At 69.1% G+C, this 12,265-nt stretch carries 9 protein-coding genes; 6 read left to right on the plus strand and 3 right to left on the minus strand.

Annotation, left to right across the window (positions count from 1 at the left end; genetic code table 11):
* Nucleotides 1–15: 15 nt before the first annotated feature.
* Nucleotides 16–486, minus strand: a complete 471-nt coding sequence (rpsG, locus tag ACFYY7_RS13830) for a 30S ribosomal protein S7 (RefSeq protein WP_072485550.1) — start codon at nt 484–486, stop codon at nt 16–18.
* 2 nt (nt 487–488) lie between these two features.
* Nucleotides 489–860, minus strand: coding sequence for a 30S ribosomal protein S12 (gene rpsL / locus ACFYY7_RS13835; protein ID WP_003948652.1), 372 nt, complete (start codon nt 858–860; stop codon nt 489–491).
* A 382-nt stretch (nt 861–1,242) separates the two neighbouring features.
* On the opposite strand from rpsL, the gene ACFYY7_RS13840 reads away from it, so the two are divergent.
* From ACFYY7_RS13840 to ACFYY7_RS13865, 6 genes are all read left to right on the plus strand, one after another.
* A complete protein-coding gene (locus tag ACFYY7_RS13840; protein ID WP_388661997.1) occupies nt 1,243–1,989 on the plus strand; it encodes a Crp/Fnr family transcriptional regulator in 747 nt (248 codons plus the stop codon).
* 153 nt (nt 1,990–2,142) lie between these two features.
* The gene (locus ACFYY7_RS13845) at nt 2,143–2,925 is read left to right on the plus strand and encodes a hypothetical protein (RefSeq protein ID WP_385822524.1); all 783 of its coding nucleotides are present in this window, start codon (nt 2,143–2,145) and stop codon (nt 2,923–2,925) included.
* Nucleotides 2,922–5,096, plus strand: coding sequence for a hypothetical protein (locus tag ACFYY7_RS13850; protein WP_388661161.1), 2,175 nt, complete (start codon nt 2,922–2,924; stop codon nt 5,094–5,096). Before ACFYY7_RS13845 ends, ACFYY7_RS13850 begins: the two co-directional genes overlap by 4 nt.
* Before the next feature lie 35 nt (nt 5,097–5,131).
* Entirely contained in the window at nt 5,132–6,634 is a 1,503-nt protein-coding gene (locus tag ACFYY7_RS13855) for a hypothetical protein (RefSeq protein ID WP_388661164.1), read from the plus strand.
* On the plus strand, nt 6,631–7,140 hold the full coding sequence (locus tag ACFYY7_RS13860; RefSeq protein ID WP_388661167.1) for a Pycsar system effector family protein: 510 nt from the start codon (nt 6,631–6,633) through the stop codon (nt 7,138–7,140). The genes ACFYY7_RS13855 and ACFYY7_RS13860 overlap by 4 nt, the downstream gene beginning before the upstream one ends.
* A gap of 24 nt (nt 7,141–7,164) precedes the next feature.
* Nucleotides 7,165–8,208 (plus strand): M48 family metalloprotease, encoded by a 1,044-nt coding sequence (locus ACFYY7_RS13865; RefSeq protein ID WP_388661170.1) that lies wholly within the window; start codon nt 7,165–7,167, stop codon nt 8,206–8,208.
* Nucleotides 8,209–8,300: 92 nt separating this feature from the next.
* Here the strand turns inward: ACFYY7_RS13865 and ACFYY7_RS13870 are convergent, their stop codons facing one another.
* The gene (locus tag ACFYY7_RS13870; RefSeq protein ID WP_266730404.1) at nt 8,301–12,200 is read right to left on the minus strand and encodes a DNA-directed RNA polymerase subunit beta'; all 3,900 of its coding nucleotides are present in this window, start codon (nt 12,198–12,200) and stop codon (nt 8,301–8,303) included.
* Between the last annotated feature and the right edge of the window lie 65 nt (nt 12,201–12,265).

The following is a 12,265-nucleotide window of genomic DNA, read 5'->3' on the forward strand; positions in this document are numbered from 1 at the left end:
CGATGTGGGTAGCGACTACCAGCGGTAGTGCGCGAAGGCCTTGTTGGACTCGGCCATCTTGTGGGTGTCCTCACGCTTCTTGACGGCAGCGCCAAGACCGTTGGAGGCGTCGAGCAGCTCGTTCATGAGGCGCTCGGTCATGGTCTTCTCGCGGCGGGCGCGGGAGTAGCCCACGAGCCAGCGCAGCGCGAGGGTGGAGGCGCGACCGGGCTTGACCTCGATCGGCACCTGGTAGGTGGCGCCACCGACACGGCGGGACTTGACCTCGAGCGAGGGCTTGACGTTCTCAAGCGCGCGCTTCAGCGTGATGACCGGGTCGTTGCCGGTCTTCTCGCGGAGGCCCTCCATGGCGCCGTACACGATCCGCTCGGCGGTGGAACGCTTGCCGTCCAGCAGGATCTTGTTGATCAGCGAGGTGACAAGAGGAGAGTTGTAGACCGGGTCGATGATGACCGGGCGCTTCGGGGCGGGGCCCTTACGAGGCATTCTTACTTCTCCTTCTTGGCGCCGTAGCGGCTGCGGGCCTGCTTGCGGTTCTTGACACCCTGGGTGTCGAGCGAACCGCGGATGATCTTGTAACGAACACCCGGCAGGTCCTTCACACGGCCACCACGCACGAGCACGATGGAGTGCTCCTGCAGGTTGTGCCCCTCACCCGGGATGTAGGCCGTGACCTCGATACCGGAGGTCAGACGCACACGCGCGACCTTACGGAGGGCCGAGTTCGGCTTCTTCGGGGTGGTCGTGAACACACGCGTGCAGACGCCGCGGCGCTGGGGCGAACCCTCGAGCGCGGGCGTCTTGTTCTTCTCGACCTTGTCCTGCCGGCCCTTCCGGACCAGCTGCTGGATCGTAGGCACTACTTCTCCGGTTTCTGTGTGCCGTTCGTGAAACTAACCTGGAACGTCACCGACCCACGCGGTCGGGTGTGTCGAATACTGCAAGCTCCTGCCGCAAGGCAGAAGGAGCGCAGATTGCGGTGGCCACTGACGGACTCGCCATGCGGTTGAGGACACGCACACGAGCCCAGGCACACCCCAGGCACAAGGTCTGAGCGTACCTACCTCACCGACTCCGGTCAAAACAAATGCTGTCCGCCGCGACGCGCCGGACTTCCGCAGCTCACGGCCGACGGAATTGAGACAGCCGTCCACGGACGCGCGGCAGGAAAACGACCTTGTCGGTCCGGTAATACGCGTTCTCAGTACATTGAACCGCGCGGTGGACGATCGGGGGGGCGGGATGGCGGCGTACGTACCCGATGGCGACGGGCTCGACGACCGGGTGCCCTTCCTGGCCCGCCTGGAGCGCGAGGACCGGGTGTCCCTGCTCGGACTGGGCCGCGAGCTGAGTTTCGCCTCCCGGGCCCCTCTGCTCAGGCAGGACGAGCCGTCCGCGTACGTCCTGCTGATCGTCAACGGCTGGACGAAGGTCACCACATCCGCGCCGAACGGTTACGAGGCGTTGCATGCGCTGCGCGGCCCCGGCGACATCGTGGGCGAATCGGCCGCGTTGACCGGCCGGCCACGCTCGGCGACGGTGACCGCGCTCTCCCCCGTGCGGGCCGTGGTCGTGGCGCACGAGAAGTTCCGCGCGTTCGTGGCAGGCTCCGCCAGGGTCTCGCTCACGCTCCTGGCGTTGACCGCCGACCGTACGCGCGCTGCGGACCGGCGCAGCCTGGAGTTCGCGGCGATGACGGTACGGGAGCGCTTCGCCGTTCTGCTGCTGGATCTGGCACACACCCACGGCTGCCGTACCGACGAAGGCATCGAACTCGACATACCGCTCAGCAAACAGGAACTGGCCGGGGCGGTCGGTGCCTCCAGGGAAATGGTCCAGCGGCTGCTGAAGGACCTGCGTGAACGGGGCATCGTGCTGACGGGGCGGCGGGCGATGGTGATCGTGCGGCCGGACGCGCTCCGCCGGATCGCACGGGCGCAGGACTCCGCCCGACCTGTCGTCCGCCACGAAGCCCCGTTCTCTCCGTAGAGAGGCTCCGTGCGCTCCGCGGAGGGAACGCGGCCGCAGATGACTCTGTGCACACGGTCACACTCGAAGTGAGTCATCCGCCCTCACCACCACAGTCCCATCAGCCTCACGCTCGTGCCTTCGGCCCACGGAGACCCGAGCGAGAGGCACCCCATGAACGATCCCGTGAACAGCACGATCCTGCTGCTCGACATCGAGAAGTACAGCGAGCGGGACGATGTCGAGCAGGCGTATCTGCGCCGCATGCTCTACGACCTCACCGACCGGGCACTGCTCGCCGCCGGGATCGACGAGACCCGGCGCAGGCGGGCGGACCGCGGCGACTCCGTGATGGAGTTGATCGACGCCAACTGCTCGGTGATCGCCCTGCTGCGGGCGCTGCTGACCGAGGTGCCGGCCCAGTTGCGCAGCCAGAACCGGCGTGCCTCCGCCTCGGCTCAGATGCGGCTTCGTGGAGTGGTCGCTTCGGGGTACGTCGCCGTGGACGGGCTCGACGGATGGGTCGGCAGCGATCTGAACCACGCGTGCAGGCTGCTGGACGCGGAGTTGCTGAGGACGGCGCTGCGGGAACGCCCGGACGACTTCGCGCTGTGCGTGTCCGATCCGGTCTACCGGGGCGTCGTGCGGCACAGCCACACCGGCGTACCGGCCGAGGAGTTCCGCTCCCTCACGGTGGACAGCAAGAACGGTCCGCTCGCCGCATGGCTGCACGGCCCGCTTCCGAGTGAGCGTCCGCACCCCGCGAGCGGGAAGGCTGACGCCCCCTCGGCCTCCGGCATCGCCCCGGCCACGCCGCAGCAACCGGCCCGGGCCTTCGACTTCGGCGGTGCCACGGTCAACGGAGGTGTCTTCGGCGGGACCAACCACGGCATCGGCGGCGGCACCTTCTCCGGGGACATCCACCTCGGCGGCGGAGGCCGGGGGGAGAGCCGTTGAGCGCCGAGGAACAGCCGCACGGCTCCCAGCCCCCGGCGGGCGGGGACCAGTCCTCCGAGGCGCCGGACGGCCGCCAGGCCGACGGGGAGGCGACCGAGGAGACCGACCAGCCGCAGCCCGCCTGGGCGGCCCGGCGGGACCTGGAGAACCACACCCCGCGGACCATGGGATTCGGGGACGGCGCCCAGGTCGGCGGGGGCGTCTTCGGCGGGACCAACCACGGCATCGGCGGCGGCACCTTCTACGGGGACATCCTGCTCGACAGGACCGAGATCATCTACCAGTTCGGCGCGTCCTCCTCACTCCACGCCTCGGGCGAGATCTCGCAGTCCACCCTGGAGGAGCTGTCGGCCTGTTTCGTGCCCGCGTGCGCGGACTTCGAGGCGTTGGTCGACCGGCTGCGCGAGCAGCATGTCCTGGTGGTCTCGGGCCCGTACTTCGCGGGTCGGCGGACCGCCGCACTCATGCTGCTGCACCGGCTCCGCGCAGATCCGGTCCAGGCGATCGGCCGGGACACCACCCCCGGGCAGCTCACGGCCGGTCTCGGTGGCTGCGAGACGCGCGACGGCCGGACCACCGGCCATGTCCTGTGCGATCTGATCACCGAGCCGGGCCGGCCACTGCGGGAGGCGGACCTGCTGGCCGCCCGCAAGGAGCTCGGCGAGGACGCCTATCTGGTGATCACCGTGGGGCCGACGGCCCTGCTGGAGGACGTACCGGTGGTGAGCTGGCAGGCTCCCCCGCCGGGTGATGTCCTCGCCGCGCACCTGGGGGTGCTGGTGGGCGAGGACCGTGTGTCGGAGCTGCTGGCCCTGCCCGCCGTGACCGCGTTCCTCGAACGCAGCCATCAGCCGCGCGAGGCCGCCGAGTTCGCCCGGCTCCTGGCGAGGTACGAGACCGGGGAGACCGATGCCGCCAAGCTCGGGGCCTTCTCCCTGGTCGCGTTGGAGAACCAGGTCCAGGAGTGGTTCGAGGACGACGGGACGGTACTGCACCTGCGGGACAAGGCGTTCCTCGTCGCCCTGGCCGCCTTCGACGAGGGCCCGTACGCCCTGACGGCGGAGCTGAGCGATCTGCTCTACGTCTTCCTCCACGAAATCGAGAGCGGGATGCGGTCCGCCACCGTCCCGGTCTTCGGCACACACATCGGCAAGCGGCTCCAGCTCGCCCGTGCCCGGCGGTTCGAGGCCGAGGAGCCCACCGAGTGGGGTCCGGTCCGACAGGTGAAGGCCGCCTACCTGGACGAGCGGGCCCCACTCGTGCTGCTGCGCGAGATTTGGACCGGGCACCCCTCGGCACGGCCCGCACTCGTGCACTGGCTGCAACGGCTGGCCGGGGACGGACGGCCGTTCGTACGGACCCGCGCCGCCTCCACCGTCGCCGTGCTCGCCCATACCGATCTGCCGTCCGCCATGGCGCTGGTCATCGAGCCGTGGGCCTCCTCGCACCTCTACCGGCACCGCCTCGTCGCCGTCAACGCGCTCACGCTCACCCACGTGCTGGGCACTCCCAACGTGCCGCGCATCCTCGACGCCTGGTGCGAGAGCGACAAGCCGCCGCTGCGCTGGGTGGCCATCCGCGCCCATGGACTGATCGGGCCGGAACGCCCCTTCGAGACCCTGGCGGCGCTTCGCGCGGCAGCCCGGCACCAGGCAGGACAGCCGGAGCCCGACGCGGATCTCTCGGGGCAACTGGCCGAGTCCGTGGAGCTGTTGCTGCTGTCATCAGCGGGCGACGACGTACTCGCGGGGCTGCTCAAGACGCTGCACGACGACCGCCCGGCGACCGAACTCGCACTCGGTGGCTTCATCAGCGCCTGCCGTCGGAGCGAGCAGGACGAACGCCACGGACAGCCGCGGGTTCTGTCCTGGTACGCACGGGCGTCGGAGGCGCGGACACCGGCCGCCACCGCCATCGTCGAACTGTGGCGCACCGCTCTGGGAAGCCGCGGCCACACCCGGGACGCCCTGGACGTACTGCGCCGCTGGGTGCTGTCGGCGGACTACGACCCCGGCACGGAATGGGCGCTCGCCGCCCTGCTGCCCCCGCTCGCCACCACGTCGTCGGAGCACCAGCGGCTGAGCCATCTCCTGCGGACGATGCCCGGCGAGGACGGCACCGATCCCCCGCCCGTGGCAGGCCGGCTACTGGCCGTCCTGCCTCATCCCTGACCTGCGATCCCACACACGGCAACAGGAGAGTGCCCATGCCCGAATTCCGCCGAGCACCCGACTGGGACCAACGGGCCGACCGTGCAACGCGGTTGACCGACCCGGTGGTCACGGTCCGGCAGCTGTCCCGGTTCGGATTCGCCCGCCGCCCGCTCACCCGCATCGACCACGCCCTGGTCTTCTCGGCCCCGGACGGCTCGTACGACACCTACCTCCCGCCGCTCCGCCCCACCCGGGCCGGAGCCGCCGCGAAGCGATACACCTCGGTGTACGAGGTCGACATGGGTGTCCATCCCGTGCGCGAGGTGATCGGCCTGCCGAGCGACGACGACGCCTTCGAGTTCGCAGTGGTCGTCGAGCTGTCGTGGCAGGTCGTCGATCCCGCGCTGTTCGTGGCGAGCCGGCACCGTGACGTACCACGGCTGCTGATCGGCGAACTGGAGCAGTCGGCCCGGTCCGTCACCCGCCGCTACCCCGCCTCCCGGAGCGCGGAGGCCGAGGAGGCGCTGCTGAGGGAAGTGCGCGCACAGGGCGCACTCGGCACCCGGGCGGGACTCGCGGCGACCTGGACCGTACGGCTGCGCGGGGATCAGGGGGTCGTCGACCATGTGCGGCGCATGAGGGCCATCGACCATGCGGCCACCGAGCAGGTCCACACCGAGCGGCGCGGCCGGGAGCACGATGCCGCGATCGACCGGCGCGTCAGGGAGCAGGACGCGCTGCAGTGGGGCCGCGCGACCGAATTCGAGGAGCTCCAGCACGAGTTGAGGCTGCAACAGCAGAAGCGGCAGCACACGGAGGCGGTCGACCGGGCCCGCCGCCAGATGGAGCTGCAGCAGGTGAACGCGGAGAAGATCTCCTTCTACGAGAAGCACTTGGAGCAGGGCGGGGTCCGGGCCTGGGCGCTGCACCTGGCCGACCATCCCGAAGACACCAAGACCGTGGTGGCCAGCCTGCGCCAGGACCAACTGCACATGATCAAGGCGCAGATGGAGCTGGCGGGCGAGCTGCTGAAGGGCGACAGCGCGGAGAGCCACGAGCTGGAGGCGCCGAAGAAGAGGGCCCTCCAGGCATTGATCGACGTACTGAACCAGCACCTTCCCGGGGTCACCGCGCAGAGCACGGCTGAAGGCCGGCTGACCGTGTCGATGCCGCAGGACACACCGAGAGCGGTGCCGGAAGCGGTCGTCCGGGGCACGTCCCGGCCGGGCTTCGATCCGGCCGACGGCGTGCGGGAGCACCGGCTCGGCGGGACGCCCGTCCGCGGGGCGGATCCGGAGGCGGCCGCTCCGTCGATTCCCTTCCAGGGCTGGCAGCCGCCGCCCGGCTATGGCAGCTCGCCTCTGAGGCCGGCGGCCGCCACGCCGTCGGCCGGCGCGAAGGACGTGTACGCGGACACGACGGCGGAGGCCATCGGAACGGCTGACCGGGACGGGACGACCGACGCGGCCGAGGCTGCGAATCCGCCGGGCACATCGGACACGCCCCGGGCCACGGACGTGGCAGGAGCGCCGGGCCAGGAGGACCACGTCACATGACCGACGGATCACCGGTCCGGAACACCGATGCCGGGACGCGGCTCCTCCTCGATCTGCGGTCCGAGATCGCACGGGCCGACAGCAAGGCGTCCGTACTGGTCGCCGCGCTCGGCATGACCGCAGGCGTGATCAGCGGCTGGCTGGCGGGCAGCGAGTGGCGACCGAGCGCGCTCTCCGCCCCCGGCACGGCCCTGTGGTGGACAGGCACCGGCGGGCTGGCGGCCGCGCTGCTCTCCATGCTGATGGCCGTACTCCCGCGCTACCGCAGCAGTACCTGGGTTCCCGGGGCCCCGCTCACCTACTTCGGGGACATCCGGCGCGCCGCCCGGCAGAACCAAATACCGGAAGCGCTCGACGCCACCGAGAGTGCCCGGACCACGGCACTCGTCACGGCCCTGACCGAAACCAGCCGGATCGCCGTCTGCAAACACCAGTGGATACGTGCGGGGCTGCTCGCCTACTCCATCGGCACCTTCCTGCTCCCCGCCTCGCTGCTCCTCGGCTGACACTCCTCCTGCCAAAGGATGATCATGAATCCACCGCCGGCTCAGCCCCAGGACCCGGGCGACGGGCCCGTGCCGCCCTCGGGCCCACACCTGAACGCCGCAGCACCGCACCCACCTGATGACTTGGTCTACGAGCACGGACCGGGCCGACGTGTGTACTACACGGCGCACCAGCGGAGTGTCGACATCACCGCACTCGGGCAGCTGGCGCTGGCCCTGCCCGCCTTCCTGACGAGCGCGCTCGTGGTGCTGCTCGTGAGCACGATCCTGGACGGCTGCCTCGGCTTGCCGTTCTGGATACCGGCCGTGCTCTGGCTTGCGTCCGGCGCCCTGGTCTTCCACCGGCCCACGGAGGATCTCCTCGCCCGATACCTGCTCGGGCTCCGCCGCCCGATGCCCCAGGAGGCCGCCCGGCTGGAGCCGGTCTGGCGGGAGGTGACGGCCATCGCCGGGATCGACGGAGCGCCGTATCAGCTCTGGGTCGAGGAGAGCGACGACCTCAACGCGTACGCCGCCGCGGGCCACATCGTGGGGGTCACCCGGTTCGCACTGGAGCAGCTGCCGAGCGGCCAACTGGCCGCCGTACTCGCCCATGAACTGGGTCACCACACCGGCGGTCATGCGTGGTCGTCGCTGCTGAGCCAGTGGTACGGGCTGCCGGGCCGGGCTCTCTGGCGCGCCCTGCGCGCGATGGCCCGCTCCGTCGTCACGCCTGCCCGGTGTGCCGTCTACCTGGCCGTCGGCGTCCTGCTCCTTGCGATCGGCGGGCTCGCCTCCACCGCAGCCGCCGTCCTGTACGGGTTTCCGTTGCTTCTGGTGCTCCCGTATCTGTCGGCAGCGGTGGGACGCCGTGCCGAACTGCGGGCCGACCGCCACGCCGCCGCGCTCGGATTCGCGCCGGAACTGGCCGAGGTGCTGGAGATGATGCACACGGGCGAGACCCGGGCGCGGCAGATGACGCTCGCCGCCGCGGAAGAGCGGGCGGAGCGCGATTCGACACCTGCCCGGCTCCTCTCCGCCCACCCCGATTACCCGACCCGGCTGCACCACCTGCGGCACTACCTGTAGCCGCGCCCCGCCCCCGCACACCGGAAAACGCCGGAGGGCGGCCACCCCGTACGAAACGGGGTGACCGCCCTCCGGTCGGTCAAGCGACTCGCTTACTGGTTGTACGGACCGTAGTCGTAGTCCTCCAGCGGAACGGCCTGGCCGGAGCCCGTGCCGAACGGCGAGTAGTCGATGTCGTCGTAGCCGACGGCCGAGTACATCGCGGCCTTGGCCTCCTCGGTCGGCTCGACCCGGATGTTGCGGTAGCGGGACAGACCCGTACCGGCCGGGATGAGCTTACCGATGATGACGTTCTCCTTGAGGCCGATGAGGCTGTCGGACTTGGCGTTGATCGCCGCATCCGTCAGGACTCGGGTCGTCTCCTGGAAGGAGGCGGCCGACAGCCAGGATTCCGTCGCCAGCGAGGCCTTGGTGATACCCATCAGCTGCGGACGGCCGGAGGCGGGGTGACCGCCCTCGGTGACCACACGACGGTTCTCGGTCTCGAACTTCGAGCGCTCGACGAGCTCGCCCGGCAGCAGCTCCGCGTCGCCGGACTCGATGATCGTCACGCGGCGCAGCATCTGCCGGATGATGATCTCGATGTGCTTGTCGTGGATCGACACGCCCTGCGAGTTGTAGACCTTCTGGACCTCGCCGACCAGGTGGACCTGGACCGCACGCTGGCCGAGGATGCGCAGCACGTCGTGCGGGTTGGTGGCACCCACGGTGAGCTTCTGGCCCACCTCGACGTGGTCGCCCTCGCCGACGAGCAGACGGGCGCGCTTCGAGATCGGGAAGGGGATCTCGTCGCTGCCGTCGTCCGGCGTGACCACGATCTTCTTGGTCTTCTCGGTCTCCTCGATCCGGACCCGGCCCGCGGACTCCGAGATCGGGGCGACACCCTTGGGCGTACGGGCTTCGAAGAGCTCGACGACACGGGGCAGACCCTGGGTGATGTCGTCACCGGCCACACCACCGGTGTGGAAGGTACGCATCGTCAGCTGGGTACCGGGCTCACCGATGGACTGGGCGGCGATGATGCCGACCGCCTCACCGATGTCGACCAGCTTGCCGGTGGCGAGCGAGCGTCCGTAGCAGAAGGCACAGGTGCCGACCGCGGACTCACAGGTCAGGACCGAACGGGTCTTGACCTCCTCGACGCCGGCGCCCACCAGGGCGTCGATCAGGACGTCACCGAGGTCGACGTTGGCAGGCGCGATGACCTTGCCGTCGACGACGACGTCCTCGGCGAGCATGCGGGCGTAGACCGAGGTCTCGACGTCCTCCGTCTTGCGGAGCACACCGTCCGCACCCTTGACGGCGATCTTCAGCTTGAGGCCGCGGTCGGTGCCACAGTCCTCCTCGCGGATGATCACGTCCTGCGAGACGTCCACCAGACGACGGGTCAGGTAACCCGAGTCGGCGGTACGCAGGGCGGTGTCCGCCAGACCCTTACGGGCACCGTGCGTGGAGATGAAGTACTCCAGAACGGTGAGGCCCTCACGGAAGGACGCCTTGATGGGACGCGGGATCGTCTCGTTCTTGGCGTTGGACACCAGACCACGCATACCGGCGATCTGACGCATCTGCATCATGTTTCCTCGGGCACCCGAGTCAACCATCATGAAGATGGGGTTCGTCTTGGGGAAGTTCGCGTTCATCGCCTCGGCAACCTCGTTGGTCGCCTTGGTCCAGATCGCGATGAGTTCCTGCGTGCGCTCGTCCTTGGTGATCAGACCGCGCTCGTACTGCTTCTGGACCTTCTCGTCCTGCGCCTCGTAGCCGGCGACGATCTCCTTCTTGGCCTCGGGGACCACGACGTCGGAGATGGCCACGGTGACACCGGAACGGGTCGCCCAGTGGAAGCCCGCCGCCTTCAGGTTGTCGAGCGTCGCCGCCACGATGACCTTGGGGTAGCGCTCGGCGAGGTCGTTGACGATCTCGGAGAGCTGCTTCTTGCCGACCGAGTAGTCGACGAACGGGTAGTCCTCGGGCAGCAGCTCGTTGAAGAGCGCGCGGCCCAGGGACGTACGCAGCCGGAACGTGTCGCCCTGCTGGTACTCCTGCTCGCCTTCCTCGGCGACCGGCGGCACCCAGCCGCGCGGCGGGATGGTGCCCACCGGGAAGCGGATGTCGACCTTCGCCTGGAGCGACAGCTCGCGGGCGTCGAAGGCCATGATCGCCTCGGCCGTGGAGCCGAAGGAACGGCCCTGGCCGATGACCTTGCGCTCCTCCTCGTCCGTGGTGAGGAAGAACAGGCCCAGCACCATGTCCTGGGTCGGCATGGTGACGGGACGGCCGTCGGCCGGCTTCAGGATGTTGTTCGAGGACAGCATCAGGATGCGGGCCTCGGCCTGCGCCTCCGCGGAGAGCGGCAGGTGGACGGCCATCTGGTCACCGTCGAAGTCCGCGTTGAACGCGGTGCAGACGAGCGGGTGGATCTGGATGGCCTTGCCCTCGACCAGCTGCGGCTCGAAGGCCTGGATGCCGAGGCGGTGCAGCGTCGGCGCACGGTTCAGGAGAACCGGGTGCTCGGCGATGACCTCTTCCAGGACGTCGTACACGACCGTGCGGCCGCGCTCGACCATGCGCTTGGCCGACTTGATGTTCTGCGCGTGGTTCAGGTCGACCAGGCGCTTCATCACGAACGGCTTGAAGAGCTCCAGCGCCATGGCCTTCGGCAGACCGCACTGGTGCAGCTTGAGCTGCGGGCCGACGACGATCACGGAACGCGCGGAGTAGTCCACACGCTTACCGAGAAGGTTCTGACGGAATCGACCCTGCTTGCCCTTCAGCATGTCGCTGAGGGACTTGAGCGGGCGGTTGCCGGGACCGGTGACCGGGCGACCACGACGACCGTTGTCGAAGAGGGCGTCCACGGCCTCCTGGAGCATGCGCTTCTCGTTGTTCACGATGATCTCGGGGGCACCGAGGTCGAGAAGGCGCTTCAGGCGGTTGTTGCGGTTGATCACGCGGCGGTACAGGTCGTTCAGGTCGGAGGTCGCGAAGCGGCCACCGTCCAGCTGCACCATCGGACGCAGGTCCGGCGGGATGACCGGCACGCAGTCGAGCACCATGCCCTTGGGCTTGTTGCTGGTCTGCAGGAACGCGGAGACGACCTTGAGGCGCTTGAGCGCACGGGTCTTCTTCTGGCCCTTGCCGGTACGGATGATCTCGCGGAGGCGCTCGGCCTCCTCGTCGAGGTCGAACGACTCGAGGCGCTTCTGCAGGGCGGCGGCGCCCATGCAGCCGTCGAAGTACGTGCCGAAGCGGTCACGCAGCTCGCGGTAAAGCAGCTCGTCGCCCTCCAGGTCCTGGACCTTGAGGTTCTTGAAGCGGCTCCACACCTCGTCGAGACGGTCGATCTCGCGCTGCGCACGGTCGCGCAGCTGCTTCATCTCGCGCTCGGCACCTTCGCGCACCTTGCGGCGCACGTCGGCCTTGGCGCCCTCGGCCTCCAGCTCGGCCAGGTCGGTCTCGAGCTTCTTGGCGCGGGCTTCGAGGTCGGCGTCGCGGCGGTTCTCGATCTGCTGACGCTCGACGGAGACGTGCGCCTCCAGCGAGGGCAGGTCGCGCGTACGGCGCTCCTCGTCCACGAACGTGATCATGTACGCGGCGAAGTAGATGACCTTTTCGAGGTCCTTCGGCGCGAGGTCGAGGAGGTAGCCCAGGCGCGACGGGACGCCCTTGAAGTACCAGATGTGGGTGACGGGAGCGGCAAGCTCGATGTGGCCCATGCGCTCACGGCGCACCTTGGCGCGCGTGACCTCGACGCCACAGCGCTCACAGATGATGCCCTTGAAGCGGACACGCTTGTACTTGCCGCAGTAGCACTCCCAGTCCCGGGTCGGACCGAAGATCTTCTCGCAGAAGAGTCCGTCCTTTTCGGGCTTGAGCGTGCGGTAGTTGATGGTCTCCGGCTTCTTCACTTCGCCGTGGGACCAGGTCCGGATGTCGTCCGCGGTGGCAAGGCCGATCCGCAGCTCGTCGAAGAAGTTGACGTCGAGCACTTGTCGTCAATCCCTCTTTCGGGGGTTCGAGCCCCCTCGCGTCAGGCGAGAAATCGGGGCACTTC

Source organism: Streptomyces sp. NPDC001933 (genome assembly GCF_042890955.1).
Classification (GTDB): domain Bacteria; phylum Actinomycetota; class Actinomycetes; order Streptomycetales; family Streptomycetaceae; genus Streptomyces.

Coding starts and splice junctions, on each gene's coding strand:
- rpsG (WP_072485550.1), bottom strand. CDS start 486: ATGCCTCGTAAGGGCCCCGCCCCGAAGCGCCCGGTCATCATCGACCCG.
- ACFYY7_RS13840 (WP_388661997.1), top strand. CDS start 1,243: ATGGCGGCGTACGTACCCGATGGCGACGGGCTCGACGACCGGGTGCCC.
- ACFYY7_RS13845 (WP_385822524.1), top strand. CDS start 2,143: ATGAACGATCCCGTGAACAGCACGATCCTGCTGCTCGACATCGAGAAG.
- ACFYY7_RS13855 (WP_388661164.1), top strand. CDS start 5,132: ATGCCCGAATTCCGCCGAGCACCCGACTGGGACCAACGGGCCGACCGT.
- ACFYY7_RS13860 (WP_388661167.1), top strand. CDS start 6,631: ATGACCGACGGATCACCGGTCCGGAACACCGATGCCGGGACGCGGCTC.
- ACFYY7_RS13865 (WP_388661170.1), top strand. CDS start 7,165: ATGAATCCACCGCCGGCTCAGCCCCAGGACCCGGGCGACGGGCCCGTG.